Source organism: Candidatus Tectomicrobia bacterium (assembly GCA_016192135.1).
GTDB lineage: Bacteria > UBA8248 > UBA8248 > UBA8248 > UBA8248 > 2-12-FULL-69-37.
This window is the reverse complement of the sequence record JACPUR010000001.1, coordinates 259,984-286,430: the sequence shown is the minus strand read 5'-3', so window position 1 is coordinate 286,430 and position 26,447 is coordinate 259,984. Positions and strand designations below refer to the sequence as shown.

The 26,447-nt window shown below is 69.5% G+C and carries 25 protein-coding genes; 14 read left to right on the top strand and 11 right to left on the bottom strand.

The annotated features are described in order from the left end of the window. Nucleotides 1–93: 93 nt before the first annotated feature. Together HYZ11_01280 and HYZ11_01275 are read right to left on the bottom strand one after the other, a co-directional pair. The gene (locus HYZ11_01280; protein MBI3126221.1) at nucleotides 94–1,485 is read right to left on the bottom strand and encodes a sigma-54-dependent Fis family transcriptional regulator; all 1,392 of its coding nucleotides are present in this window, start codon (nucleotides 1,483–1,485) and stop codon (nucleotides 94–96) included. Further along, nucleotides 1,482–3,638, bottom strand: coding sequence for a PAS domain-containing protein (locus HYZ11_01275; GenBank protein MBI3126220.1), 2,157 nt, complete (start codon nucleotides 3,636–3,638; stop codon nucleotides 1,482–1,484). Before HYZ11_01275 ends, HYZ11_01280 begins: the two co-directional genes overlap by 4 nt. A 193-nt stretch (nucleotides 3,639–3,831) precedes the next feature. Here HYZ11_01275 and hrcA point away from each other — a divergent pair, with 193 nt between their 5' ends. The 5 genes from hrcA (at nucleotide 3,832) to HYZ11_01250 (ending at nucleotide 8,892) form a co-directional block, all read left to right on the top strand. Further along, complete coding sequence (hrcA, locus tag HYZ11_01270; GenBank protein ID MBI3126219.1) at nucleotides 3,832–4,890, top strand: heat-inducible transcription repressor HrcA; 1,059 nt, start codon at nucleotides 3,832–3,834, stop codon at nucleotides 4,888–4,890. Nucleotides 4,891–4,936: 46 nt separating this feature from the next. Continuing rightward, nucleotides 4,937–6,001 (top strand): molecular chaperone DnaJ, encoded by a 1,065-nt coding sequence (dnaJ, locus tag HYZ11_01265; GenBank protein ID MBI3126218.1) that lies wholly within the window; start codon nucleotides 4,937–4,939, stop codon nucleotides 5,999–6,001. A 293-nt stretch (nucleotides 6,002–6,294) separates the two neighbouring features. Then, nucleotides 6,295–7,395 (top strand): MaoC family dehydratase N-terminal domain-containing protein, encoded by a 1,101-nt coding sequence (locus HYZ11_01260; protein ID MBI3126217.1) that lies wholly within the window; start codon nucleotides 6,295–6,297, stop codon nucleotides 7,393–7,395. Nucleotides 7,396–7,707: 312 nt separating this feature from the next. Further along, complete coding sequence (locus HYZ11_01255) at nucleotides 7,708–8,586, top strand: 50S ribosomal protein L11 methyltransferase (GenBank protein ID MBI3126216.1); 879 nt, start codon at nucleotides 7,708–7,710, stop codon at nucleotides 8,584–8,586. A 132-nt stretch (nucleotides 8,587–8,718) separates the two neighbouring features. Continuing rightward, complete coding sequence (locus tag HYZ11_01250; GenBank protein MBI3126215.1) at nucleotides 8,719–8,892, top strand: 16S rRNA (uracil(1498)-N(3))-methyltransferase; 174 nt, start codon at nucleotides 8,719–8,721, stop codon at nucleotides 8,890–8,892. A 62-nt stretch (nucleotides 8,893–8,954) separates the two neighbouring features. On the opposite strand, the gene HYZ11_01245 is transcribed toward HYZ11_01250, so the two are convergent. Beyond that, nucleotides 8,955–9,632 (bottom strand): hypothetical protein, encoded by a 678-nt coding sequence (locus HYZ11_01245; GenBank protein ID MBI3126214.1) that lies wholly within the window; start codon nucleotides 9,630–9,632, stop codon nucleotides 8,955–8,957. Between the two features lie 120 nt (nucleotides 9,633–9,752). Continuing rightward, complete coding sequence (locus HYZ11_01240) at nucleotides 9,753–10,568, bottom strand: DUF1194 domain-containing protein (GenBank protein MBI3126213.1); 816 nt, start codon at nucleotides 10,566–10,568, stop codon at nucleotides 9,753–9,755. Nucleotides 10,569–10,745: 177 nt separating this feature from the next. Between HYZ11_01240 and purD the strand changes: the two genes are divergently transcribed. The 3 genes from purD (at nucleotide 10,746) to HYZ11_01225 (ending at nucleotide 14,344) form a co-directional block, all read left to right on the top strand. Next, nucleotides 10,746–12,035 (top strand): phosphoribosylamine--glycine ligase, encoded by a 1,290-nt coding sequence (gene purD, locus HYZ11_01235; protein MBI3126212.1) that lies wholly within the window; start codon nucleotides 10,746–10,748, stop codon nucleotides 12,033–12,035. A gap of 10 nt (nucleotides 12,036–12,045) precedes the next feature. Further along, nucleotides 12,046–13,158, top strand: a complete 1,113-nt coding sequence (locus HYZ11_01230; protein MBI3126211.1) for an alkaline phosphatase family protein — start codon at nucleotides 12,046–12,048, stop codon at nucleotides 13,156–13,158. A 151-nt stretch (nucleotides 13,159–13,309) separates the two neighbouring features. Next, complete coding sequence (locus tag HYZ11_01225) at nucleotides 13,310–14,344, top strand: zinc-binding dehydrogenase (protein ID MBI3126210.1); 1,035 nt, start codon at nucleotides 13,310–13,312, stop codon at nucleotides 14,342–14,344. Nucleotides 14,345–14,619: 275 nt separating this feature from the next. On the opposite strand, the gene HYZ11_01220 is transcribed toward HYZ11_01225, so the two are convergent. From HYZ11_01220 to HYZ11_01205, 4 genes are all read right to left on the bottom strand, one after another. Continuing rightward, nucleotides 14,620–15,288, bottom strand: a complete 669-nt coding sequence (locus HYZ11_01220; protein MBI3126209.1) for a glycine zipper 2TM domain-containing protein — start codon at nucleotides 15,286–15,288, stop codon at nucleotides 14,620–14,622. A gap of 88 nt (nucleotides 15,289–15,376) precedes the next feature. After that, nucleotides 15,377–15,670, bottom strand: coding sequence for a hypothetical protein (locus HYZ11_01215; GenBank protein MBI3126208.1), 294 nt, complete (start codon nucleotides 15,668–15,670; stop codon nucleotides 15,377–15,379). Nucleotides 15,671–15,840: 170 nt separating this feature from the next. Further along, nucleotides 15,841–16,131, bottom strand: a complete 291-nt coding sequence (locus HYZ11_01210) for a hypothetical protein (protein MBI3126207.1) — start codon at nucleotides 16,129–16,131, stop codon at nucleotides 15,841–15,843. Between the two features lie 251 nt (nucleotides 16,132–16,382). Then, nucleotides 16,383–17,363, bottom strand: coding sequence for an amidohydrolase (locus HYZ11_01205; protein MBI3126206.1), 981 nt, complete (start codon nucleotides 17,361–17,363; stop codon nucleotides 16,383–16,385). 242 nt (nucleotides 17,364–17,605) lie between these two features. Between HYZ11_01205 and HYZ11_01200 the strand changes: the two genes are divergently transcribed. The 4 genes from HYZ11_01200 (at nucleotide 17,606) to HYZ11_01185 (ending at nucleotide 20,526) form a co-directional block, all read left to right on the top strand. Continuing rightward, nucleotides 17,606–18,664 carry a Gfo/Idh/MocA family oxidoreductase gene (locus HYZ11_01200; GenBank protein MBI3126205.1) on the top strand — a complete coding sequence of 353 codons (1,059 nt, stop codon included), beginning with the start codon at nucleotides 17,606–17,608 and terminating at the stop codon, nucleotides 18,662–18,664. A 230-nt stretch (nucleotides 18,665–18,894) separates the two neighbouring features. Further along, nucleotides 18,895–19,182 carry a hypothetical protein gene (locus HYZ11_01195; protein ID MBI3126204.1) on the top strand — a complete coding sequence of 96 codons (288 nt, stop codon included), beginning with the start codon at nucleotides 18,895–18,897 and terminating at the stop codon, nucleotides 19,180–19,182. A 471-nt stretch (nucleotides 19,183–19,653) separates the two neighbouring features. Then, nucleotides 19,654–19,860 (top strand): hypothetical protein, encoded by a 207-nt coding sequence (locus tag HYZ11_01190; GenBank protein MBI3126203.1) that lies wholly within the window; start codon nucleotides 19,654–19,656, stop codon nucleotides 19,858–19,860. A 447-nt stretch (nucleotides 19,861–20,307) separates the two neighbouring features. Then, complete coding sequence (locus HYZ11_01185; protein ID MBI3126202.1) at nucleotides 20,308–20,526, top strand: hypothetical protein; 219 nt, start codon at nucleotides 20,308–20,310, stop codon at nucleotides 20,524–20,526. A gap of 128 nt (nucleotides 20,527–20,654) precedes the next feature. On the opposite strand, the gene HYZ11_01180 is transcribed toward HYZ11_01185, so the two are convergent. Genes HYZ11_01180 through glgA form a run of 3 tightly spaced genes read right to left on the bottom strand, consistent with a single transcriptional unit; the run spans nucleotide 20,655 to nucleotide 24,878 of the window. Next, nucleotides 20,655–22,154 carry a hypothetical protein gene (locus HYZ11_01180; GenBank protein ID MBI3126201.1) on the bottom strand — a complete coding sequence of 500 codons (1,500 nt, stop codon included), beginning with the start codon at nucleotides 22,152–22,154 and terminating at the stop codon, nucleotides 20,655–20,657. A gap of 4 nt (nucleotides 22,155–22,158) precedes the next feature. Continuing rightward, the gene (glgC, locus tag HYZ11_01175) at nucleotides 22,159–23,382 is read right to left on the bottom strand and encodes a glucose-1-phosphate adenylyltransferase (GenBank protein MBI3126200.1); all 1,224 of its coding nucleotides are present in this window, start codon (nucleotides 23,380–23,382) and stop codon (nucleotides 22,159–22,161) included. 23 nt (nucleotides 23,383–23,405) lie between these two features. Beyond that, nucleotides 23,406–24,878, bottom strand: coding sequence for a glycogen synthase GlgA (gene glgA, locus HYZ11_01170; GenBank protein ID MBI3126199.1), 1,473 nt, complete (start codon nucleotides 24,876–24,878; stop codon nucleotides 23,406–23,408). Nucleotides 24,879–25,042: 164 nt separating this feature from the next. Between glgA and HYZ11_01165 the strand changes: the two genes are divergently transcribed. Further along, complete coding sequence (locus HYZ11_01165) at nucleotides 25,043–25,432, top strand: hypothetical protein (GenBank protein MBI3126198.1); 390 nt, start codon at nucleotides 25,043–25,045, stop codon at nucleotides 25,430–25,432. Between the two features lie 134 nt (nucleotides 25,433–25,566). Beyond that, the gene (locus HYZ11_01160; protein ID MBI3126197.1) at nucleotides 25,567–26,403 is read left to right on the top strand and encodes a substrate-binding domain-containing protein; all 837 of its coding nucleotides are present in this window, start codon (nucleotides 25,567–25,569) and stop codon (nucleotides 26,401–26,403) included. The last annotated feature ends 44 nt before the right edge of the window (nucleotides 26,404–26,447 follow it).

The window sequence follows — 26,447 nt, the reverse complement described above, 5'->3', positions numbered from 1 at the left end:
GAAGTGAAGCGAAGAATCTGCTTTTAAGTAAGAAGCAGATTCTTCGGGCCTCTGGCCCTCAGAATGACATCCGATTCCCCTGCAAGATGTTCCCTACCCCTTCCCGTCCGGCTGGCCGAGCTTGCGGTAGATGGTGCGGGTGGCGATGCCGAGCTGGCGGGCGGCCTCGCTCTTGTCCCCGCCCGCCTGGCGCAGCGTCTCGAGGATGACGCGCCGCTCGATCTCGGCCAGCGGCGTGCCCACCGGGATGGTGAGGACGGGCGTCTCGGGCGGGAAGGGCCGCTCGTCGGGCGCCTTCAGGGCCCGGATGATGCTGGGGGGGAGGTCCTCGGCCGAGAGGATCTCGCCCCGGCTCAGCACCACGGCCCGCTCCACGGTGTTCTCGAGCTCGCGCACGTTCCCCGGCCAGTCGTAGCCCGCGAGCAGATCCACCGCCTCGCGCGAGAAGCCCTGCACGGGGCGGCTGTTCTTCGAGGCGAAGCGCTGGAGGAAGTGCTCGGCGAGGAGGGGGATGTCGCTCCGCCGCTCCCGGAGGGGGGGCATGTGGATGCTGATGACGTTCAGGCGGTAGTAGAGGTCCTCGCGGAAGGAACGCTCGGCGACGGCGCTCTCGAGGTTGCGGTTGGTGGAGGCGACGATGCGGACGTCCACTTGGAGCGTCTCGGTGCCGCCCACGCGCTCGAACTCCCCCTCCTGGAGCACGCGCAGGATCTTGGGCTGGAGAACGAGGGGCATGTCGCCGATCTCGTCGAGGAAGAGGGTGCCGCCGTGGGCCAGCCGGAAGCGGCCCTCCTTGCGCTGCGCCGCCCCGGTGAAGGCGCCGCGCTCGTAGCCGAAGAGCTCGCTCTCGAGGAGCGTCTCGGGGAGCGCCGCGCAGTTGAGCTTGATGTAGGGCCCCGCCTTGCGCTCGCTCTGGGAGTGGATGGCGTTGGCCACGAGCTCCTTGCCGGTGCCGCTCTCGCCCAGGATGAGGACGTTGGCCGAGGTGGGCGCCACCTGGCGGACGAGCTCTTTCACCGCGCGGACGGCGGGGTGGTTGCCGATGAGGCCCGAGTCGTCCCGGAAGCTCTGGAGCTGGGCGCGGAGGTCCTCGTTCTCGCGCATGAGCTCCTGCATCTCCACCGCCTTCTCGATGGCCTTGCGCACCACCACCCGCTCGAGCGGCTTGGTGAGAAAGTCGTAGGCCCCCTGGCGCATGGCCTCGACGGCGGACTCCACGGTGCCGACGCCCGAGATGAGGATGACCTCCGTGCGCGGGTTGCGGCGCTTCACCTCCTTGAGGAGGTGGATGCCGTCCATGCCGGGCATCCGCAGGTCGGTGATCACCACGTCCGCCGGCTCGCGCTCGAGGGCCTGGAGGGCCGTCTCCGCGTCGTGGGCGAGGGAGACGCGGAAGCCCTCCTTGGCGATCATCTTCTCGAGGGCCTCCCGGCTCCCGCGCTTGTCGTCCACCACCATGACGTGGATCCCGCTGTTGGGCCTCATGCCTCTACGTGCGCCTCCGTGGGAGCGGCGGCGGGAAGCTCGATGCTGAAGGTGGTCCCCCGCCCCGGCTGGCTGGAGAAGCGGATGACGCCCTTGTGCTCGCTCACGATCTGCTGGGAGAGCACGAGGCCTAGGCCCGTGCCGTTCGCCTTGGTGGTGAAGAAGGGGGTGAAGAGGACGGCCTGGTCCTCGGGGGCGATGCCGCAGCCGGTGTCGCTCAGCTCGATGACGACGCCTCCGCCGGCGAGGCGGGTCCGGACGGTGAGCCGCCCGCCGCCGGGCATGGCGTCGAAGGCGTTGCGGATCAGGTTGTGGAGGGCCACGTTCATCTGGGCCTCGTCCAGCGCCACCTCGGGCAGGTCGGGCGAGAGCTCCTGCCGGAGCTCGATGCCCAGCGTGGAGGCCTCCTCGGCGTAGAACAGGAGCAGATCGTCCAGGAGGTCGTTCACGTCCCCCGGCCGCCGGTCGGAGCGGGGCATGCGGACGAACTTCAGGTAGTCGTCGGTGACCTGCCGCAGGATATCCACCTCGGCCTTGATCGAGCGCAGGAGCGCCCACGCCTCGGCCGTCTCCGCCTCGCCGAAGCGGACCAGCTCGTCCTCCAGGAGCTCGGCGTTCAGGTTGATGGCCGAGAGCGGGTTGCGGATGGAATGGGCCACCTGGGCGCTCATCTTGCCCACGATGCTCAGCCGGTCGCGCTGCTGCACCTCGCGCTCGAGGGCCCGCCGCTCGGTCACGTCCTTGAGGTAGAGGACGACCTGGGCTGTCTCGCCCTCCGCGCCGAAGATGGGGTAAGTGTAAATGTCGATGTCCATGCGCCCGCCGTCGGGCAGGGCGATCTTCCGCTCGGAGAAGCCCCGCCGCCCGTCCTCGAAGGTGCCGGCCGCGGGCGCGCGGTCGGCCAGCGCCGCCGGCACGGGCGAGTTCTCGCCGCCCCAAGGCCGGCCCAGGAGGTCCGCGATCCGCTTGCCCAGCAGGCGGGCCATCGCGCGATTGACCAACTGGATGCGAAAGTCCTTGCCCACGATGCAGATGCCGTCCGTGATCCCGTCGAACAGCGCCTGCAGCCGGCGCTTGCTGTCGAACACCTGCTCGGACCAGAGGAGGTTCTCCTCCGCCCGGATGCGCCGCCGGTCCCGGTCGAGGACCAGCAGGGCCGCCGCGATGACGACGATGAAGCCGAAGCCGGTCAGCAGGAACCCCTTGCGGAAAGCGCGGCGGACGGTGTCGACCACCTCGGAGGAGGGCGCCGTCACCGCCAGCGTCCACATCTCCTCGCCCACCAGGAACGGGCTGTAGGCCGTCAGGTAGCGGTGGTTCCATCCCTTCTCGCCGGGGCGGAAGAAGCTGTGCCAGTCGTAGCCCCGGCCGCCGAGGGTCATCTGCCGGGCGATGGCGCTGAGGCGCATATCCTTCAGCGAGTGGGCGAGCTCCACGAGCCGGCGGCCCCCCAGCCCGGGCGCCGCCGGGGAGAGGAGGATGCGCCCCTCGTTGTCCACCAGCCAGGCCCGGCCCTTCAGGCCCGACTCGACCGGCTGCACGAAGGAGCGGTCCAGGTCGTCCAGCGCCACCTTCGCGTAGAGCCAGTCCTCCTCGCCCACCCTTGCGCCGCCGAGAATGTAAGCGGGCTCGCCGCCCACATCGCGCACCACTTGGAGGCACACGCCCTGCTTGACCTGGCACTGCGCGAGGATCTCGGCGTACTCGTTGGTGGAGAAGAAGCCGGGCCGGCCCATCCCCCGCAGGTAGCCCACCTCGCTCACCCGGTTGTTCCCCCCCAGGCGCTCGTAGAGGCCCGTCATGGCGCTCATGCGGCCCGGATGGTCGTGGCCCACCGTCCGCAGGAATCGGGCGCTATAGCGCAGCGTGGAGGTCAGATCGGCCAGGAAGTTCGCAATTTGGCCGCCGGTCTGCTCGGCGATGAGAAGCTGCTGGCGGTTGAACTGGGTCTCGATGTCCTGCCGGGCCTCCAGGTAGAGCTGGATCGAGAACAGGATGAGGACCCCCAGCAGAATCCCGCTCCCCACGATGACCTGAAACTGGAGCTTCCGGCTGCGCCGGCGCATCTCGCGCAGGCGCGCCAGGGGATGCCCCTCCTTCGGGAGGGGGTCCGCCGGGCCCTCCGCTTTTCTCCAGAATTTCCAGAACCGCATGTTTTTCAAGCTCTCCAGGTGGGTCCAGGCCCTACTGAATCCAAGAGTATACGCTCCCGCCGCCCCTCGTGCGACCCGGGTTTTACCGGGCCGAATCCCTTGACAGCGTCCAATAAGAGCCCTATTTTGGGCTTGGCACTCGCCCGGACGGAGTGCTAATCTTTGGATGCCCGTCCCCAGGCGAGGATTCCCCATGGCGAGTTCGGATCTTCCGCTCCGGAGCCAGGAGATTCTCCGGGCCATCGTCAATCTGTTCGTCGAAACCGGCGAACCGGTGGGAAGCCGCACCCTCTCCAAGCGCGCGCCCCTCGCCTGCAGCCCCGCCACCATCCGCAACATCATGAGCGACCTGGCCGAGGCCGGCCTTCTCAGCAAGCCCCACATCTCGGCCGGGCGGATGCCCACCGACCTCGGCTACCGCTTCTACGTGGACGGCCTGATGGACCGGCACGAGCTCACCCCGGAGGAGCGGCTCACCATCCGCGCCAGCTACAACCGCGACGCCCTGCAGGTCGAGCAGATTCTCTCGCACGCCTCGCGCGTCCTCTCGGAGCTCACGAACCAGGCGGGCCTGGTGCTCCTGCCCGGGGGCGCGCAGCTCGAGTTCAAGCACATCGAGTTCATCCGCATGACCGAGCGGCAGATCCTCGTGGTCATCGTGGCCAAGAGCGGCCTGGTGCAGACCCGCATCGCCGTCACGGAGGAGGACCTCCTCCAGGAGGAGCTCGACCGCATCTCGCGCTACCTGAACGACGAGTTCAAGGACCTCTCCCTGCGGGAGGTCCGCCAGCGGGTGATCGAGCGGATGGAGGAGGACCGGGACAACTTCGACGAGCTCTACCGCCGGGCGCTGGAGCTCAGCCAGCGCGCCTTCGTGGAGGGGGCCGAGGAGACGGGCGAGACCCTGGTGGTCGAGGGCGCCTCGCGCGTCCTCTCCCAGCCCGACTTCTCCGGCGACGTGGAGAAGCTGCGGAGCCTCTACCGGGCCTTCGAGGAGAAGAACAAGCTCGTCCAGCTCCTGGACCGCTGCCTGAGCTCCACCGAGATCGCCGTCATCATCGGCGCCGAGAACAAGATCGAAGGCATGGACGACTGCAGCCTCGTCGCCCGCTGCCTCTACGTGGGCGGCAAGCCCCTCGGCACCATCGGCGTCATCGGCCCGAAGCGGATGCGCTACGACCGCATCATCCCGCTCGTGGACTGGACGGCCGACTCCCTCACCCAGTTCATGTCCCAGGGGGACGACCGGTGAGGCTCGCGGCGCCCCCGCGGCTCCGCGCCCTCCCCTCCCGCGCCGCGTGAGAATCGCCGACCCCTTCGCCGTGCTGGGCGTCCCCCGGGACGCCAGCCCCGCCGAGCTCCGCGCGGCCTACCGCCGCCTGGCCCTCGCCCACCACCCCGACCGCAACCCCGGGGACCCCGGGGCCGAGGAGCGCTTCAAGGAGGTCGTGCTGGCCTACGAGGCGGCGCGGGACCCCGCCCCCCGCGCCCCCGGGGCGGACCGGCGCGCCCCGGGCTTCGACGCGGAGTGGGAGGAGATCTTCGCCCAGATCTTCCGCCGCACCCGCCCCCCGGCGGCGCGCGCCGAGGACGGACCGCGCGACCTCCAGGCCCGGATCGAGATCACGCTGGAGGAGGCCGCGGCGGGGCTCTCCCGGGAGATCCTCTCCACCCGATGGGTTCGCTGCGAGACCTGCCGCGGCAAGGGCCACGACCCCGCCGCCCCGCCCTCCGACTGCCCGCTCTGCCGCGGGGCCGGGGAGCTCAAGTTCAAGCGCGGCCTCGCCGACCTCAGCATCCCCTGCACGGCCTGCGACGGCCGGGGCCGGAGCGTCCGCGACCGCTGCGGCGCCTGCGGGGGCAAGGGCCGGCGCCGGCGCGACGAGCGTCTGCGGGTCCAGATCCCTCCCGGGGTGGAGGACGGCGCCCACCTCAAGCTGCGCGGGAAGGGCGACGAGAGCGCCGCGCGCGGGGAGGCGGGCGATCTGATCGTCACCGTCGCCGTCCGCCCCCATCCCCTGTTCAAGCGCGAGGGGCTGGACATCCTCTTCGATCTCCCCGTGAGCTTCCCCCAGGCCGCGCTGGGGGAGGAGGTCCTCGTCCCCACCCTCTCGGGCGAGGTGAAGGTGCGCATCCCGGCGGGGACGCAGTCGGGCCGGGTCTTCCGGCTGCGCGGCAAGGGCATGTGCCCGCCCGGCGCCATCCGCCCCGGGGACCAGCGGGTGCGGGTGGTGATCGAGACGCCCACCCGCCTCAGCGAGCGCCAGAAGAGGCTCCTCGATGAGTTCCAGCGCATCTCCTCCCCCTCGACCAACCCGAGGATGCGGAAGTTCTGGGAGAAGGTGAAGGGGTTCCTGGGGTGAGGGAGGCGTCAGGTTTGTAGGGGCAAACCTCGTGTTCGCCCTGACGCAGGCAAGCGGGGCGAATACAAGATTCGCCCCTACGGATGTCACGCGATTGCCTGCCACATCTGTAGGGGCGAGGCATGCCTCGCCCCTACGTACGACACGCGATCATACATCCCCGTAGGGGCGGTTCGCGAACCGCCCCTACATTTCCGGTGGCATGATTTTCTCCCCCCGCCTTGCCCCTCCCCGGCTTTCCTGCTACCTAACAGGCGTTCCCTTCTCCTTTCACCCATCGTGAGGAATCCGCCTTGGCCTCCGGCGCCGACGCCCTGATCGAGGAATTCATCGCCCGCACGAAGGCCCTCGACGGGAAGGAAGTGCGCGAGCGCGAGCCCTGGAACAGCGAGGCCACGCCCGACGCCATCCGCCACTTCGCCCACGGCACGGACGACGACAACCCCCTCTGGCTCGACCCGGCCTACGCGGCCCAAACGCCGCACGGGGGGCTGCTGGCGCCGCCCGCCTTCCTCGTCTCGGTGCTCTACCCCATCCTCCACGGCGCGCCGGTGGCGGCCCCGCTCTCCTCCCTCATCGGGGGGGTCGAGTTCGAATGGAGGAAGCGCGTCCGGGCGGGGGACAAGCTGCGGGCCTCCTCGGTGCAGAAGGAATCCTACGTCAAGGCGAACAAGGCGGGGCGCAAGCTCATCTTCGTCGTCTCGGAATGCACCTACCGGAACCAGAACGGCGAAACCGTCGCCACCGCCGCCGGGACCATGATCCGCACCCTCCAGCAGGGCACCGAGCTCCTCTACGAGCGGCCCATCCGGAAATACTCGGCGGAGGAGATGGAGAAGATCGCGGCCGCCTACAAGGCGGAGAGGCGCACCGGGGCCGGGCGGCTCTGCATCGAGGACGTGCGGGTGGGGGACGCCCTCCCCCCCATGGTGCGCGGGCCCCTCACCATCGGGGACATGGTGGCCTGGAACGCGGGCAACGGCCCCTCCTACAAGGCCGGGCGGCGCGGGTACCTCGACCTGGAGAAGGCCCCCCACAACGCCGTGGCCATCCCCCAGATCGGGATCAAGGTCAAGAACTCCCAGCAGCACGAGGACTTCAACCTCGCCGCCCAGCGGGGGATGCCCGGGCCCTTCGACAACGGGGTGATGCGCTTCGCCTGGGTGAGCCCCTTCGTCACCAACTGGATGGGGGACGAGGGCTTCCTCAAGAAGCTCTACGTCCAGGTGCGCCGGCCCATGCTCTACGGCGACGCCATCTGGTACGCGGGCAGGATCACCGCCAAGGACGAGGCCGCGCGCACCGTCGCCGTCGAGATCACGGGCACGAACCAGGAGGGGGAGCAGGCCACCGCCGGGACGGCCCTCGTCGAGCTGCCCCGGCGGGGGCGGTAGGGGTGGAAACTCATCACCCGCGAAGGGAGAATCCCGCCGCCCGCTTTTCCTCACCCCCATCCTCCTTCCCCCCTCTCGAACCGGCGGGCCGGTTGGGGAATCCGGAAAGACGAGCCGCGGGATCGGTGCAGCCGCTTCTCCCTCTCCCTCCGGGAGAGGGCCGGGGTGAGGGAGACTCCAGCGCGCGCCACCGACGTTCCCCTTACCCCCATCCCCTCTCCCAGGGGGAGAGGGGTGACTCCTCCAAACTCCGTTTGCCTAGGCACGCCTCCCTTGCTCAACAAGCGTGCGGGACTGCCATCTAAGCCCCTCATGACCCCTCCCTGGCTCGAGCTCATCGCCCAGGTGCCCCGCGGGGCGGCGGAGGAGATCGCCGCCCGCCTGATCGAGATCGGTGCCTCGGCGGTGGAGGAGAAGCCGGGGCCGCCGGGGACCGCCCTCCTCCTCACCCACTTCCGCCTGGAAGACGGCGCGGCGGAGAGGCTCCGCGCGGCCGAGGCCGCCCTCTCCGCCATGGGCCTGGGGAAGGAGGCCGTCACCCTCCGCCAGGTCGAGGACGAGAACTGGGTGCTGAGGACGCGGGACTTCTTCACCGCCCAGCCCTTCGGGGAGCGCCTCTGGCTCCGCCCGCCCTGGGAGCAGGCCCCGCCGCCTCCGGGCCGCGCCGAGATCATCATCGACCCGGGCATGGCCTTCGGCACGGGCCGCCATCCCTCGACCCGCCTCTGCCTGGAGGCCATCGACCGCGCCTTCGCGGCGAGGCCCCCGGCGCGCTTCCTGGACGTGGGCTGCGGCTCGGGCATCCTCGCCATGGCGGCGCTCAAGCTCGGGGCGGAGGAGGCCCTGGCGCTCGACCTCGATCCCCTCGCGGTCGAGGGCACCTTGGAGGCCGCGCGGGCGAACGGGGTGGCGGAGCGCCTGCGGGCGAGGCTGGGGACGCTGGACGACTCCGCGCTGGGCGACTGGGCGGGCCGGGTGGAGGCCCTGGCGGCCAACATCTTCCTCACCCCCCTGCGGGTGCTCATGCCGCGATTCGCCGGGGCGCTCGCGGAGGGAAGCTGGGGCGTGCTGAGCGGGATCGGCTACGAGCAGGCGGACGCCCTCGCCCGGGCGGCGGAGGAGGCGGGCCTGCGCGTCCTCCGCCGCGGCCGGCTGGAGGAGTGGGCGTCGGTGGAGGTGGAGAAGCCGTGAGCCCTCTCGTTCTCCTCGAAGAACGGCCCCCCCTTACCAAGGGGGGGGAAAGGGGGGGTTGGCTTTCCGAGGGGGAAAGGGAAGAAACGACATGAGCCCCGGCCGCCCCCGCCTCTTCCGCGCCGGGCCCGGCTGGATCGAGGGGGGCACACCCGGCTGGAGGGGGACCTGACGCCGGAGGAGGTCCAGGCGGCGCGCGCGGCGGGCTTCGTCGCGGTGGACCTGGGCCCGCGCGTGCTTCGGGCCGACACCGCCCCCATCGCCCTCACCGCCATCCTCCAGCACGCGCTGGGGGAAATGGGGTAGGCTTCATCATCCCCCATCGTATCTTCGATGCTCCCTCCCCCCGTGAAGGGGGACGGAGGCGGTTATCTATTCCTGCGTTCGGCACGCCTCGCATCTCGTGCATGGTTAATCAATGTTTTTACCTGCTGAGAAACATCCCCCAAGGTATCACTCGTAATGTGGCAATGCTTTAAATTGCAACGTTCCACCAAATGCTGCAGCCAACCCCTGTCGTATGAACTGGCAACGTGTGAAGTAAAATCTGCGGGATGAAGCTTGGCAAATTGACTTTTTCCCGCTGACTCCACGGCAGCTACGCATGTATTCTCTACATCAAGCATTGACTCCAGGACTGTCTTGACAAAGACGAGGTTAGGTTGGCCATGCTCCAGTACAAAAGAAACTTTGCCTATCCCTTTTTCCCGTGCGACATCGCATACCGCCATCGCACAAGCAAACGTGCAAACGGCGTATGCGTTCCCCAAGGTTGATTTGAATTGCGCATTGGCACAATTGCGGAAATCTTCTGTCGCAATCGTACAAAGCACACCAGTGATCTCGCTCACTTCCATTGCAGCACTCAGTGGTGAGAACAAGTGCGAACAATCTTTGGCGTGAAACTCACCACTACCAAGCGGACCGCACCATTTGCTCTCGAATCTTTTCCACTGGTCTTCTGTTCCAAAATACGCAGCAACACTCAAAACTACAGCGCCAGCATTCGTTCCACTTTCATCAAAGTAAGCGTGGAGCACGGCCATGCACCGCCTGTTGTCGCCGCCGAATACTCATCACAGCGGGCTAGAGGGGATAACCACCGGGGCGGATTTTTCCTTCCCCCATCAGGGGGGGAGGTGCTGGGGGGGTGGTTTTTTAGAAAATCAATAGTCCTCGAAATTCCGCGTCGGGCGGAGATAGGCGTCGCAGCCGGGCACGTCGGAGGGCAGCGCCACGGGGACCGGCCGCTCGGGCGGGGTGAGGCCCACGATCTCCAGGATGAGCTTGCGCCGCACGGCGCGGGCGAAGTCGGTGAAATTCTTCGCCACCACCAGGAAGGAGCCGGGACCCCCGACCACGCAGTTCCGGTAGTAGAGGTCGAGGTGCTGCATGGGCATCCGGCCCCAGGGGTTGGGCCGCTCGTTGATGATGGGCAGGCCGTTGATGACGATTCCCTTGGCCAGCGCCTCGTCGCGCGCCTTCTCGACGGGCCGCCCCCGGTTGTTGGGGCCGTCGCCCGAGATGTCGATGACCTGTCGCCGCCCCTTATATTTGACCCCGAAGAGGGGGACCGAGTAGTCGATGATGCCGCTGAGGGAGGTGAAGGGGCCCGAGACGCGTTCGGAGGCCTCGACCTTGGCCACGAGGGCGCGGGCGGACTCGAGATCCTTGATGAGCGTCCAGTCGGCGATGAGGCGCTGCCAGCGGTAGCCCGCCCACTCGACGTAGGCGATGGCGATCCGCTTGTGGCGGCCCGCCTGGATGGCCCGGATGACGCCGGGATCCGTCAGCGCCTGCCGGTACCCCTCGCGCTGGAGCCGGCCCTCGTCCTCGTCGATGCTTCCCGAGACGTCCACCGCGAGGATGAGCTCGAGGTCCACCTCGACCCGCTCGGCCATGCGCTCCGCGCCGGCGGCCCAGCCCGCGTCCGCCAGCGCGAGGGCCAGCGCGGCGGCGATGAGCACCCCCGCTTTCCGCATGTGGGCCTCCTTCCTTTGGGCTGTGGGCGAGCACCCCATTCTAGCACCACTGGAACGCCCTCCGATCATGGACAAAAAAGCGAACGGCATCCGAAATGGAGCACCCTCCGCCCAAGATTGACACCCCCTTCGCCGGGCGGTTACGTTGGCCCAACCTGCCTGGACCGGAGGAAGTCCATGAAAATCCTCATCGTGGGCTCGGGCGGCCGCGAGCACGCCCTGGCCTGGAAGCTCCGGCAGAGCCCCGATGCGAGAGAGATCGTCTGCGCCCCCGGCAACGCGGGCACCGCCCGCGAGGGCCGCAATGAACCCGTCGCGGCCGAGGACGTCGAGGGCCTCCTGGCGCTCGCCCGCCGCGAGCGGCCCGGCCTGGTCGTGGTGGGCCCCGAGGCCCCCCTGGCTCTCGGCCTCGTGAACCGCCTCGAGCGGGAGGGCATCCCCGCCTTCGGCCCCCGCCAGGAGGCCGCCGAGCTCGAGGCCAGCAAGGCCTTCTCGAAGGAGCTCATGCGGAAGGCGGGCATCCCGACGGCGGAGTTCGGCGTCTTCCGCGACCCGGGCGGGGCCAAGCGCTTCGTCCGCGCGCGCGGAGGGGCGTGGGCGGTCAAGGCGGACGGCCTGGCCGCCGGCAAGGGCGTGGTCCTCTGCCCCGACGCGGCCCGCGCCGAGGCCGCCATCGCCGAGATGATGGAGCGGAGAGCCTTCGGTGCGGCGGGCGAAGTGGTGGTGGTGGAGGAGTTCCTGAAGGGGGAGGAGGCCAGCCTCCTGGCCTTCGTGGACGGGGAGCGCGCCTTCCTCCTCCCCGCCGCCCAGGACCACAAGGCCGTCGGCGAGGGCGACACCGGGCCCAACACCGGGGGCATGGGCGCCTACTCCCCGGCGCCCGTCCTCACCCCCGCGCTGGAGGAGAAGGCGATGGAGACCGTCATCCTCCCCGCGGTCCGCGCCATGGCCGAGCGCGGCCGCCCCTACCGGGGCATCCTCTACGCCGGGCTCATGGTGCAGGGGGACGACCTCAAGGCGCTCGAGTTCAACTGCCGCTTCGGCGACCCCGAGTGCCAGCCGCTCCTCATGCGGATGGAGGACGACCTCCTTCCCTACCTGATGGGCTGCGCGTCCGGGAACCTCGGCGCCCGCCCGCCCCGCTTCGACCACCGGGCCGCGGTGTGCGTGGTGATGGCCGCGGGGGGCTACCCAGGCTCCTACAGGAAGGGCGACCGCATCCACGGCCTCGAGGAGGCCGGCGCCGTCGAAGGCGTGAAAGTTTTCCACGCGGGGACGGCCCTCGACGCGGAGGGCCACCCGGTCACCGCGGGCGGGCGCGTCCTGGGCGTCACCTCCCGCGGGGAGACGATCAAGGAGGCCGTAGGCCTCGCCTACGAGGCCTGCGGGCGCATCCACTGGGAAGGGGTCTACTGCCGCCGCGACATCGGGGCCAAGGCCCTCCGCCGCACCGGCGGGAGGGTGTAAGGGAGGCGCCATGCGGGCCCTCATCATCCTGATCGACGGGGGCGACCCCGCCTACTTCGAGCGGGCCTCGACCCCCAACCTCGACCGGCTGGCGCGCGGGGGCGGCCGCTGGCTCGTCCGCGCCCAGATGCCCACCGTCACCAACGTGAACAACGTCTCGATGATCTGCGGCCATCCCCCCTCTCGCCACGGCATCACGGCCAACTACTTCCTCGACCGGCGGAGCGGCCGCGAAGTGTACATGGAATCCGGGAAGTTCCTCATGACCCCCACCCTCATGGAGCGGGGCGCGGCGGTGGGGTACTTCAGCGCCGTCCTCGCGTCCAAGCAGAAGCTCCTGGACATGATCGGAAAGGGGTCGGACTTCGCCGTGACGGCGGAGAATCCCCCCAAGTGGCTCGTCGATCGGGCGGGAAAGAAGGAGGACATCTACTCGGGCGAGGTGAACCTCTGGCTCCTGCGGGCGGCGCGGGAGGTCATCCACCAGAGGCGGCCCAGCCTCATCTACGTCTCGACGACCGATTACATTCAGCACATGCACGGCCCCGAGGCCCCCGAGGCCCAGGCCCACACCGAGGCGCTGGACGCGGAGATCGGCCGGCTCGTGGACGCCTGGGACGACTGCCAGCCGGACGGGGCGGTCTTCGTGACCGCGGACCACGGCATGCGGGACAAGCGCCGGGCGGTCGACCCGGGCGTCATCCTGCGCGCCCGGGGCGTAGCGGCCGAGGCGGTGCCCATCATCAAGGACCGCTACGTCGTCCACCACGGCAACCAGGGAGGCTCGGCCTACGTCCACCTGAAGGAGCCGGACGCCCTCGACGAGGCCCTCGCCATCCTGCGGGAGACGCCGGGGATCGAGGCGGCCCTCCCGCGCGGGGAGGCGGCGCGGCGCTTCCAGCTCTTCGCGGACCGGGTGGGCGACATCATGGCGCTGGCGGACGCCGGCACCGTCTTCGGCGTGATGGAGCAGGCGGAGCGGGAGGTGTCGATCCGCAGCCACGGCTCCCTGCACGAGGAGGCCGTCCCCCTCTGGGCCTGGCGGGCGCCCGGCTTCGAGCCGGCCCCGGACGCCCACCACTACGACGCCACCCGGGCGGTGATCGAGAAGCTGACCCCCTAGCGGCGCCGCTCCCACGGGGGCCGCGGGCACCCTCGCACGCGCGGCTTCATGCGGCGGGCCGCAAGTCCCCTCCCCCGTTTGTCCCCCCGCGGAGCCCTGTGGTTTAATCGGCCCTGCCTTCTTCCCAACCCGGACTCCTGGAGGACATCCTGTGAAAGCCATGGTGCTCAAGGCGCCGAACACCCCGTTCGTGCTGGAAGACCGCCCCGTCCCCGTCCCGGGGCCGGGGGAGGCGGTGGCCCGGGTGCTCGCCTGCGGAGCGGGGCTCACCATCGAGCACGCCCGGGCGGGCCGCGCCCCGGCGAACTTCCCCATCGTCATCGGGCACGAGATCACGGCCGTCATCTCGGCGGCGGGGCCGGGCGTGGACAACGTGAAGGAAGGGGACGCGGTGACGGCGCACTTCTACGTCACCTGCGGCCGCTGCAAGTTCTGCCTCATCGACCGCGAGACCCTCTGCGAGAACTTCACCGGCTACATCGGCCGCCAGGTGGACGGGGCCTACGCCGAATACATCAAGCTCCCGGCCCGGAACTTCATCCACATCCCCAAGGGACTCGACTGGAAGAAGAACGCCGCCGAGGTCTCGGTCATCTGCGACGCCATCGCCACCCCCTACAAGGTGACGCGCCGGGCGCGCATCGCGCCGCTCGAGAACGTGGCCGTCATCGGGGCGGGCGGGGGCGTGGGCATCCACATGGTGGCGCTGGCCCGCTGGGCGGGGGCCCGGGTCATCGCGGTGGACGTCTCCGCCCAGAAGCTCGGCAAGTGCCGGGACATGGGGGCCCACGAGGTCGTGGACGCCTCCCAGGGGAAGGTGGCCGAGGCGCTGCTGGACCTCACCGGGGGCAAGGGGCTCGACGTGGCCGTCGACTTCGTCTCGAGCGCCGGCACCCTGGGCGAGGCGGTCAAGGCGCTGGGCCGGGGCGGGCGGCTCGTCACCCTGGGCGGGGCGGGCCAGAAGGCCTTCGAGGCCAGCCAGCGCGACATGGTCAACAAGGAGCTCGAGCTGATGGGGAGCCGCTACTGCACCAAGCAGGAGCTCATCGAGTCGCTCGAGCTGGTGGCGCGGGGGGACTTCTGGCCCCTCGTGACCGAGACCTACAAGCTCGAGGAGGTCGAGAAGGTGCACCAGCGCCTCGCCCAGGGGGCCATCACCGGCCGGGCGGCGGTGCTGGTGGGCTGACGACGGAGCGCGCGACGCACCAAAATACCGATTCTGGCAGCCCGCCTTTTGTAGGGGCGGTTCGCGAACCGCCCCTACGGAGGAGGCGGCAGGTTCAGTCTGTAGGGGCGAGGCATGCCTCGCCCCTACAGAGCGTGTCCCCGCCGATACATCCGTAGGGGCGGGTTTGAAACCCGCCCCTACTACAGGACATGGGCAGCCCCCGCGCCTGCCCATGAAATAAAACGGGGGAGGGATCTTTCGATCCCTCCCCCGTTTCTTTTCCGGCCGCTACCCTACTGCACGATCCGCCACTGGCCGTCGGGCTGGCGGCAGGCGGTGCCGTAGGCCGCTTGCTCCTGCCCGCCGACGATGACCGTCTCCTGGAACTCCCGGCAGTACTGGCCGGCCTGGTTCTGGAAGGCGGGCCGGGGGCTCACCGTCCCGTAGGCGCCCGAGCTCGGGCCGCGCCACTCGACCACCGTGCCCGAGCGCATGCTCTCGAGGGCGTACTGGGTGTTCCGGAAAGCGAGCCGGCGGTCGTAGTCGTCGAGCCCGAAGCCGATCCGGTTGCCGATGAGGGAGCCCAGGAGCACCCCGCCCACGGTGGCGGCCGCCCGCCCCGAGCCCGAGCCGATCTGCGCCCCGATCACCCCCCCGCCAATCGCCCCCAGCACGGTGCCGAAGAACTCGTTGAAGCCGGGGGAGGGGTAGTAAACCGGCGCGGGGGCCACGTAGACCGGCGCCGGCTCGTAGTAATAAGGGTGGTAGTAGGCGGGGTGGTAGTAATAGGGGCGGTAGTAGTAGTGAGGCCCGTAGTAGAGAGGGGCGCCGAAGCCAAAGGAGAAGACCACGCTGCTGCGGTGGTGGCCGTGATAATGGCGGCGCCCCCCCGCCCAGGCCTCGCCCGCGCCCCATCCCAGGAAAAGCATCCCCGCCACCGCCAGCACCAGGATTCGTTTCATCCCCTTCCCTCCCAGAACCTAACGGCCGCCGGAGGCTCATCGAGAGCGGGCGGCGCGTCTCCAGCCAAGCCTCGTCAGTCTACTCCAATCACCGGTGGCGGTACCACGGCCCGCGGGGCTGAGTGGGGTACAGGTGCTGGTATGTCCGTTCATGGTGGCGCAGGTGCGGGCGGTAGTAATGCCGGTGGGGCGGGACGTGAGGCCGGTAGACGTGAGGCCGGTAGTAATACCGGGGCGCGTACTGGTACACCGGGTAGCCGAAGTAAAGGATCACCCCGGTCCGGGGCTGCGCATAGTAAGGGCCGTATTCCGCCCCGGCCCGGCTGGCGCCCCAGCCGAGGAGGAGCAGGCCGGCGATGGCGAACGGGAGAATCCGCTTCATCTGAGTATCCTCCAGAAAACCCGGCCGCCGCCGGGGCCTTGCCCTTCACTCCAGGACAGGCGGCCCTTGTCTTTCCAAATTAGACGGGCCGGGTTCCTCGGCTCCGAAGGGACGGCCGGGCGCGGCGTCCGGTCTCATTCCTACTAACGCCCGGGGAACACCGCCGGTTGCTAGTCCCGGTCCCTCCACGGCCCCCGGGGCGCGCCGTAATAGCGGTAGGAAGGCCCGCCGTAAAACGGCCCGTAGTAATAGGGGCTGGGGTAATAGGGCCCCCGGTAATAGGGCCCGCGGTAGAAGGGCCCCTCGTAGGCATGGTAGGGGTAGGCGGGGGGCCCAAAGTCGAACCGGAGAATCACTCCGCTCTCGCGGCGGGGGCGATGGCGGTGCCACGCCGAGGCTTCGCCCGCGCCCCAGCCGAGAAAGAGCAGGCCGGCGAAGGCCAGCATCAGAATGCGTTTCATGGGAATTTTCCTCCAGGAACCTCGCGGCCGCGGGTCCATCCCCACCGCAGCGGAGGCGGCTTTACTCATCTAGACGGCCCCGGGTTCCCAACCTGCTCTTAATGTAGTGCCCGCTCCTGGGCCCCAACAATCAGGGGTCCGCCTTAAGGACCGATCGGCCCGAAATATTGGCAAACCGGGCCGCTTCGCATAGGATGCGGCGTCCTGGCCCGAAGGCCCGAACGAATCTCGAATCTTACGTAAAGGAATCCTTACAGCCCGAAGAAGGCCTTGGCCGTCCCGCTCCAGACTTCTCCGGCCTCGGCGGGGGTGAGCCCCAGGCTCTCGACGATCTCGACGTGCCGCTTCATGGGCACCCATGGGGAGTCGGTGGCGAACATCACCCGCCCCGCGCCCATCTGCTGAAGCGCGAAAGCGAGCCCTTCCCTGGAGTGGACGACGGTGTCGGTGTGGAAGCGGGCGAAGTAGTGGCTGGGCGGGTGCGGCAGGGCGAGGCTCTTGTCGTCGCGGTAGCGCTGGCTGAGGGAGTCCACCCGCCCGATGAGGAGGGGCAGGGTGGCTCCCCCGTGGGGCAGCAGCACCTTGAGCCTCGGGTGGCGCTCCAGCACCCCGCCCAGGATGAGGCGGAGGGCCGCCAGGCTCTCGTCGAAGAGAAAACCCACCATGGGCCCCAGCCAGTGGTCGGCGTAGATGGGGCTCGCGGGGGAGGGCCCGGGGTGGAGGACCAGGGGCGCCCCGCGCTCCTCCAGGATGGCCCAGATGGGATCGAGCTCGGGGGCGTCGAGGGGGCGCTTGGCCCCGACATAGGCGAAGACCTGGAGGGCGGCGAAGTTCAGGTCCTTGAGGCAGCGCTCGAGCTCGCGGGCGGCGGCCTTCATGTCGCCGTAGCCGAGGTTGGCCACCCCCCGCAGCTTCCCCGGGTGGGCGGCCGCCGCCTCGGCGATGCCGTCGTTCGAGATGCGGGCGAGGTCGTCCGCCTCGCGGGGATCGGGGGCGAGGTCGGGCCCCGGGATGTTGATGCTCAGGAGGGAGAAGTCCACTCCGCTCGCCTCCATCTCCTCAACCTTCATGGAGAGGGTGAGGAGCTTGGGCGCCATCGGGAGGGTATCGTGGGGGGTGCCGAGCGCCCACCACTGGTCCCCCTTTTTCTCGAAGCGGGGGTAGGCGGACCTCCCCTGCAGGGCCTTGACGTACGCGGCGGGCATGTGATGGGTCTGCACGTCGATGCGCATGTTCCCCTCCAGCGCAAGAGTTGGACGCGGACGGTGAAGATTCGACAGCGGGTCAGTTTCGCAATTCCGCTGTCATTCCGAGCGCAGCGAGGAATCTGCTTTTGTAAGAACCAGAAGCAGATTCCTCGGTCGCAGCGCTCCCTCGGAATGACATCTGTGGCACAGACTGACCCACTACCAGGGATTCCAGCGGATTATTCTCCCGCTCACGCCATCATGCAACCGGACCGGAGGAAGAGAGGATGAAGACGATCGGAGTGGCCGTCATCGGCGCCGGCAACATCGGCACCCTCCGGGCGCATTCGTGCGCCCAGATTCCCCAAATCGATTACCTCTCCATATGCGAGAAGGTGCCCGAGAAGCTCGACCGGCTGGCCGAGTCCGTCCGGGCGGACCAGGCCACGACCAAATACGAAGAGGCCATCCGCAACGACAAGGTGGGGGCCGTCATCGTCTCGACGGACGAGGAGTACCACCACGGCCCCGCCGCCCTCGCGGCCGAGCTGGGCAAGCCCGTCCTCATCGAGAAGCCCTTCGTCCTCGACCTCAAGCAGGCCGACGACATCATCGCCAAGGCCAAGAAGAGCGGGGCCGAGGTCTTCGTGGGCTACACCCAGCGCTTCCGCCGCCGCTACCTGCTGGCGAAGCAGGCGGCCCACGCGGGCCAGCTCGGGGACATCGTGATGGCGCTCGGCAAGATCTACGTCACCCGCGCCGTGGGCGAGGCCGTGGCGCGGCGCTCCCCCAACACCACGCCCTCCATCAACACCCTCACCTACCTGGTGGACATGATCCTCTGGTACATGGAGGGCAAGAAACCCGTCGAGGTCTACGCCCGCTCGGCCAGCAAGGTCTTCAAGCCCTACAACCGCGACGACTTCCAGTGGATGATCGTCACCTTCGACGACGGCAGCGTGGCCACCATGGGCACGAGCTGGCTCCTGCCCCACCACTGGCCCGCCTACACCGCCACGATGGAGATTGACCTTCAGGGCACCAAGGGGAGCCTCAACATCGACGACGCCCACCGCGACATCGTCCTCGCCCCCGGGGAGCCCATCCCCTGCCCCTACACGCCCGAGCACCAGGTGAAGGTGGCCTTCCTGGGCTCGGCCATGCCGGGGGACTTCGTGCTGGGCGAGTTCTTCGGCCCCATGAAGGAGGAGACGGACGCCTTCGTGCGCCGCATCCTGGGGCGGGGCGGGGTGGGGCTCGCCACGGCCGAGCACGGCCGGCAGGTGCTGGCCCTGACCATGGCGGCCGACCGCTCCTGCAAGGAAGGGAAACCGGTCAATCTCTAGGGGGCGGTAATTCTCTGATTTGACCGGCGGCTTGTCATTCCGAGCGCAGCGAGGAATCTGCTTTGCCTTGGGTGTCGTCCGGAGCGCAGCGAAGACACGAATGGCCACACTTGGATGTTTCGCTCCGTTCAAGATGGCAGGAGAAAACCGAGAAGCAGATTCCTCGGTCGCTTCGTTTCCTCGGAATGACAAACTAAGAAGATCGCGACTTCGCAAGGCGGAGGAATTGCGTGCGCAACTTCATCCTCTTTCACATGCTTTTTTCCCTGGCCGGAATCGTGCTGTTCTTCGGGGCCACCTTCGTCCCGATGAAGACGGAGGAGTGGAGCAAGCGGGCGCTGGGCCAAGACTCCCGCCTCGCCACGGGGCTTTGGGTCGGGGCGGCCACCCTGGTCTATGGGGCACTGCTCGCCCTGGGGATCTATATCTACTACCACCTCGGCCTGACGGTCTGGGCGGGGATGGGCCGCTACGGGCACGCGCAGTTCCTGATGTGGAGGCGTCTCCTCGGCTGGTGAGCGGGAGGGGCCGCCCTCCCTTCGCCTCCCCCTCTCCCCGGCAGGAATTGCCCTCCGTTCCGTCATTCCCGGGACGCCGCCCAGAGGCCCCTCCAGACCCGCCCGCGCCTGAAAAAAGCCCTTTCCCCGCATGTTTTCGCGCCTCCGCCCCGAGCGATGGGGGCTGGTCCCGGTCCCTTTCGGGGCGGGTACGATTTTCGCAGGCACCCGCCCAGGGGGCCCGGGGAACGGCCCGGCCCAAGACTTGGGAGGGATGTTCGTGGAACTGGTCTGGGGAGCCGTGACGATAGCCCTTTTGCCCCTGCTGGGGCTGGTGCTGGGGCTCATGGGGAGAGCCGGCGGGGCCCGCTACCGCCCGTGAGTTCCTTCACCCTTTTTCAGTGACCCGCCTCAACGACGGGGGAGAGATCCGTCCGTAAATTGAATGGCGGGAAGAATGAACGTTCCTGGCAAGCGTCAGGAGGGGAAATCATGCTCGGCGCCGCGGCGGCAATCCTGGTTCTTCTGGGGGGATTCTGGCTGGCGGAGGCCCTGTTCGGCTTCCGCATCGATCAGGCGGATATCCTTTACCCGTTCCACTCGGCGGCGCGGCAGGCGATAGGCCTCATCCTGCTGGGCTCGGGGGCGGCGATCGCCTGGATCGAGAGCCGCCTGCACGCCCGGCGCCTTCACCACTAGGACGATTTCACGCTCCCGAAATTCGGCTGAAACCAGTCCGTAACAGCCGTCTTCTATAACGCGGGCCGTGGCCGGGGATCATCCTCCCCGGCGCCGGCCCCGCGGGCGGGCCGATGAGGCAGTGCAGCTTCTCGGGATCCCTCCTTCCCGCCTCCCAATGCCCTGCCTGCCCGCCCAAAAAAACACAAGGCGCCCCCGCGCGGGGGCGCTTTTTTTCGACCACCCCCCCAATACCTCCCCCCCCTGAAGGGGAAAGGAGTTGTCTACCCAAAACCACCCCCCCAGCACCTCCCCCCCTGAGGGAGGAAGGAAGATCCCGCCCCCCTTGGGGGGAGGGAGGGCCGAAGGCTCGATGGGGGGAGGTGTAAGAAAGAACCTCCGATTGCAAAGGCCCCGCATCGGGGTATGATGGGCACCGAACCTCAGGGATATTGAGGAGAAACCGCCATGGCCAGCCGCGTCGAGCTTCAGACCGCCCCGCCGCCCCGGGCGCGGCCCCAGGCGTCCGTTCCGCCGCCCCAGCCCAAGGCCGAGGCCGCCCCGGCCCCGGTGAAGACCCAGCAGAACGCCCCCCAGGCCCCCGTCCGGAACACGGCCCCGGCGTCCGTCCCCGCCCCCGAGCAGGCCGTCGAGGTCCGGGGGAAGCGGGTGAACACCACGGCCTGAGCGTCCGCGCCCAAATCGATTTTCTGGCGGCCTGATTCGTAGGGGCGAGGCATGCCTCGCCCCTACAGACGCACCGCGCCGATAACAGCATGGCGAATACCCATCTGCCCGGTAGCGCGCCCGTCTCCTCATCCCCCCAGCAGCCCCTCGATCTCCGCCGCCAGGGGCTCCGCCGTGAGGCGGGAGAAGCCCAGCCTCCGGGAGAGGGCGTCCGCGTCCTCGGCCTGGCCCGTCCGCCAGAGCTCCCGGAGGAAGCCCCCGCTCCCCGGGCCGCGCCACCACCGCCTCCCGAAGCGGGCGCGCAGCGCCTCGCGGAGCTGAGCCTGGAGCATCCAGGCGCGCAGGTAGTTGGCGCAGTAGAAGAAGGGATCCACGTCGTCCAGGTAGCTCTCGGGGGGGTAGGCCACCCGGGTGGCGCCGGCCAGGGTGCGGGCGTAGAGGGCGTCCATCCCGCCCAGGTCGGGCCCCTGGTGGAGCTGGAACTCGTAGTCGATCTTCGCCGCGTACCTCCGCAGCATGTACAGCTCGAACAGGGCGAGGTGCCGCAGGAAGCCCCGGTAGTCCCTCTCCTCCCCCCCGAGCGTGTCCGCCAGCCAGGCCCCCTCCAGCAGCAGGTGGTCGAAGAGCATGGCGAAGCCCTCCGTCACCGAATTGTCCCCCAGGCGCTTGGCCTCGAAGGGGGCGCGCTCGTCCACGTAGGCGAAGTGGAGGGCGTGGCCGAGCTCGTGCCAGAAGGCGCGGTAGTCGTCGTGCCCGCCCCGGGGGCGGATGACGAGGTAGACCTCCCCCGGCACATGGACCGAGGAGCAGAAGGCGCGGGGGCTCTTGCGCGGGCGGGGCTCCAGGTCGAGGCGCACCCGGCCCTCCGCCTCGAGGTCCAGCCCCATGCCCCGGCAGACCGCGCGCGCCGAGTCCACCAGGCGCTCCGCGGGGAAGAGCCGGTCGTGCTCCCGCCCCCGGAAGAGATGGAGGGCGTCGTGCCGCTGGGCCTCCTCGAGGGCGAGGCCCAGCCGCTCCCGGAGCGCCCCGCCCATCTCGCGCAAGTAGAGCGCCTCCGTGCGCCCGAGGAAGCGGGCCATCTCCGCCCGAACGGGCTCCAGGGGATGCCCCCTCAGCCGATCCATCATGCCGAGGTAGCCGGAAAAGCCCAGCTCCGGGGCGAGCGCGTGGGTGGCGGCGTGGACCGGGGCCAGGAAGCCGTTCTTCCGCCGGACCACTTCGGCCCGGGCCGCCTCGAGCGCGGCGCGGCGGCCGCGGTCCGCCTCGTTGAGCTGCACGACGGCGCTCTGGCGGTAGGGGATCTCCTCCCCCCACGGCAGACGCACCGTGGCCGCGCTCTCGAAGTTGGCGGCCTGCTCGGTCAGCTCCTTGACCCGCTCCCGGATGAAGCCCAGGGCGAGGAAGGACCACAGCTCGCGCAGCCGGTCCCGCCCCGCCCCCCCGGGCGACCCGCCGAACGCGCGCGCGGCGGCCTCCACCCCCTCCCGCCGGAAGAGCCCGCCGTGCTGGGCGTAGATGGGGGCCAGCTCGAGCCGCTCCTTCACGCCCGCCCCGGCCAGGTACCACTCCCGCCGGCTCTCCGCGAGGAAGGCCTCGGCCTCGGCGCGCAGGGCCTCGAGGTCCACCATTTCCTCAGACGCCCCAGGTGAAGCCGCGGGGGAGGACGACGATGCCGGAGGGGTCGAGGTGGGCGCCGGGAAGGCGGGAGATCCCGGCGGCCGAGACCTGCGCCCCGGGCGGTATCCGGTTGAAGCGGTCCACGATGGCCCGCTCGACCCGGGCGCCGCCGCCCACGGCGGTATGGTCCATGACGATGGAGTCGGCGACCTCGACCCCCTCCTCCAGCACCACCCCCCGGCCGATGATGGAGCGCCGGACGCGCGCGTCCTTGATGCAGACCCCCTCGCCGATGAGGGAGTCCCGCACCTCGGCCGCGACCATCTGGCTGCCGGGCCCCGGGTAGGGGCCGGTGCGGATGGGCCACTGCGGGTTCGAGAGGTCGAAGCGCGGGCAGGCCCCCAGGAGATCCATCTGGGCGTCCCAGTAGGCCTGGATGGTCCCCACGTCCCGCCAATAGCCGTGCTCCTCGCCGGGCTTTACGCCCGGGACCTCGTTCCGGAGGAAGTCGTAGGCGAAGAGCTTGCGCTTCTCGGAGAGGAGGGCCGGGATGACCGTGTGGCCGAAGTCGTGGGCGCCGGTGCGCGCGGCGTCCCCCGCGAGCGCCTCCATGAGCACCTCGGCCCTGAAGACGTAGTTCCCCATAGAGGCGAGCGCCCGGGCCGGATCGCCGGGGATGGGCTGGGGCCGGGCGGGCTTCTCGTCGAAGCCGACGACCCGGCTCTCCTCGTCCACGGCGAGGATGCCGAAGCCGCCCGCCTCCCCGACCGGGACCGGCAGGGCCGAGATGGTGGCGTCCGCCCCGCGATCGAGGTGGAAGGCGACCATCTGCCGCACGTCCATGCGGTAGACGTGGTCCGCCCCGAAGACGAGCACGATGTCGGGGTCGTGGTCCGTCACCAGGTTGCGGTTCTGGTGGACGGCGTCGGCCGTGCCCTTGAACCAGAACTCCCCCTCGCGCTGCTGGGGCGGGACGGCCGCGATGAAGTGCTCGTCGATGCCCCCGATGTTCCAGGAGCGCCGCAGGTGGTCGATGAGGGACTGGGCCTTGTACTGCACCAGCACGTAGATGGCCAGATAGCCCGAGTTCACGAGGTTGCTGAGCACGAAGTCGATGATTCGGTACTTGGAGCCGAAGGGGACGGCGGGCTTCCCGCGCTCCAGCGTGAGGGGGTGGAGGCGGCTCCCCTTGCCTCCCGCCATGACGAAGGCGAGGACGGAGGGATTCGGGATCCGCATCGTGTCGTCTCCGGCAGGTGGCGTCACCCCCGCGCCGCCCGCCGGGCCAGGGCGCCCTCGTAGAGCTCCAGGTACCGGGGCACGACGCGGTCCCAGCTGAAATCCTGGGTCATCGCGTTCCACACGAGCCGCCCCCAGGCTCCCTTGTCCTCGAAGGCGCGGCAGGCGCGGACCACCGTCCAGAAGAACTCGCCCGCGCTCATCTCCTGGAACTGGAAGCCCGTGTCCCGCTCGAGGTCGATCTCCTTGTGGGCGATCACCGAGGACGCCAGCCCGCCCACCTTCCGCACCAGGGGCAGGGTGCCGTACCGCATGGCGTAGAGCTGGTTCAGCCCGGCGGGCTCGTAGCGGGAGGGCATGAGGAGAAGGTCGCCCCCCGCGAAGAAGAGGTGGGCCAGGCGCTCGTTGAACAGCCCGCGGAAGGCCATCTGCTTGTGGTGCCGCTCGGCCGCCCGGCGGAGCGCCGTCTCGTAGACGACCTCGCCCGTGCCGAGGACGGCGACCTCGAGCCCCGTCCAGAGGAGGTCCTCCAGCGTCTCCAGGAGGAGCTCCATCCCCTTCTGGGAAGCCAGCCGGGCGATCATCACGCAGAGCGGCATGTGGTTCCCGCCCTTGAGGCCGAGCTCCGCGCGCAGCGCGCGGCGGCAGGCGGCCTTGCCCTCCATGTCCTCGCGCGAGTATGCCGCGGGCAGGTGGGGATCGTTCGCGGGGTCCCACACGGTGTAGTCCACGCCGTTCATGATCCCGAGGAGGTCCCCCGCCCGGGAGGCGATGACGCCCTCGAGGCCCTGCCCCTGCTCGGAGGTCTGGATCTCCTGCGCGTAGGACTCGCTCACCGTCGAGACGACCTCGGCGCTCACGATGCCTCCCTTCAGGAGGTTCAGGTCGCCGTAGAACTCGACGCCCCCGATGCCGAAGGCCTCGGGCGGCAGGCCGGTGTGCTGGAACTCGGCGCTCCCGTAGCGGCCCTGGTAGCCCAGGTTGTGGATGGTCATCACCGAGGCGGTGCGCGACCAGGCGGGGGAGCCCCCGAGGCGGGTCTTGAGCAGGGCCGGGACCAGGGCCGACTGCCAGTCGTGGCAATGGAGGATGTCGGGCGGGGACTCCCTCTGGCCCAGGATGGAGAGGACGCCGCGGCAGAAGCGCGAGAAGCGCAGCGCGTTGTCCGGGTACTCGCCCCGGTCGTCGCCGTAGAAGCCCTCGCGGTCGAAGAGGTCGCCGCACCGCACGGCGTACACCCGCACCCCCTCGTGCTCGGCCTGGAAGGCGGTGTAGCGGATATCGGGCCCGCCGAAGGCGTCGGGGTAGCCCCCGTTCGGGGCGGTGAAGCCGCCGCGCTGGATGACGGACTTGTAGGCGGGCAGGAAGACTGAAACTTCGGCCCCGTGCCGGGCCAGGGCGGCGGGCAGCGCCCCCAGGACGTCCCCCAGGCCGCCGGACTTGGCGAAGGGGAACATCTCGCTCGCCACCATCGCCACGCGGGGTTGAGGGCTCATCTCTCGGGCGTCCAAGTGAATGAAAAACCGCTCCCGGGCCGTTCAGCGGCCATCCTACCTTACCCCCCGCCAGGTAACAACGGCGCCGAGAGGCGAATTCCGGCCCCCGGCGTCCGATGGTAGAATTTTCCGCACGGGAGAGGCCGCCATTCCTGGAGAAGCCGATGCGGTACCTGGTGCGGGCCCGGGTGAAGCCGGGCCGGGAGGAGGCCCTGCTCAAGGCCGTGGAGTCGGGCGCCCTGGGGCGGGGCTCCATCGCCCACGGCGAGTTTCTCCGCTGCATGGAGGAGGCCCGGCTGACGGAAGAAGGCCAGGTGCGCTGGCTCGAGGTCTGCTACTGCCGGGAGGCCTTCGGGCCGGGCCAGGAGCTCGCCGAGGAGCTCCCCTACTGGCGGGAGTATTTCGAAGCCATCGACATCCGCTTCGCCCGGCGCCTCGAGGACTGCGAGGGCTATCCCCACTGCGGCGGCTGCGACTGCACCCTCAAGCTCGAGGCCAGGCTCGCCGGGACGGGCCGGCCCTTCCTCGGGAGCCTGCGCGGGGCGGTCCGCTGAGGGGGGTGGAACCGCCGCCCTTGCAGGCGGGGGCGCTCCGGAATTCCGGCGCTTGCCCGCTTGGCGCGGCTTATGTACCGTCAGGCGGAGAAAATACCCCAAGACGTGCAGGATGGCCTTTCGGGAGAATGTCCATGTACGCCTGGAGAGAGACACCCGCGGCGGGATTCGCGCCTCTTCTCGTATTCGCCCTGACCTTGGCCCTCCCCGCCCCGGCCGTCCCCGCCGAAACCGTCAAGATGGGGGGGTCGGGCACGAACTTAGGCACCATGAGGCGGCTGGTGGAGGCGTTCGGCAAGACCCGCCCGGGCGTCCAGTTCACCATCTTCCCCAGCCTGGGGACGACCGGCGGCCTCCGGGCCCTCACGGATGGAGCCATCGATCTGGCCCTCCTCTCGCGGCCGCTGAAGGAGCGCGAGCGCGCCGGGGGGATAACGGGGGTGGAATACGGCCGGAGCCCCTTCGTCATCGTCACGGCGAAGGCGGACGCCCCGCAAGGCTTCACCCTCCAGCGGCTCGCCGAAATCTACTCGGGCAAAGTGACCGCCTGGCCCGACGGCAGCCCTCTCCGCCTGGTCCTCCGCCCCAAGGGCGACTCGGACACCGAGGCGCTGGAGGGCATGTCTCCCGCCATGCGCCAGGCGATCCAGAAAGCGGTCCAGCGCAAGGGCCTGGTCATCGGGACCTCGGACCAGGAGAACGCGGACGCCATCCAGAAGATCCCCGGCGCCATGGGCTCGTCCACGCTGGCCATCATCCTCTCCGAGAAGCGCCCGTTGAAGCCGCTTTCGCTGGACGGCGCCGCTCCCACGCCCGAGAACGTCGCGAACGGGAGCTACCCCTTCTTCAAGCGGCTGTTCCTGGCCTTCGGCCCGAAGAAGCCTTCGCCGGCCGTCCAGCAGTTCATCGACTTCGTCCGGTCCCCCCAGGGCCGCGGAATCCTCCGCGAGACGGGCCACTGGGCGAATTGAGCGGAGCCCCATGTCCACCATCCGGCAAGCGGGCGACGAAGAGG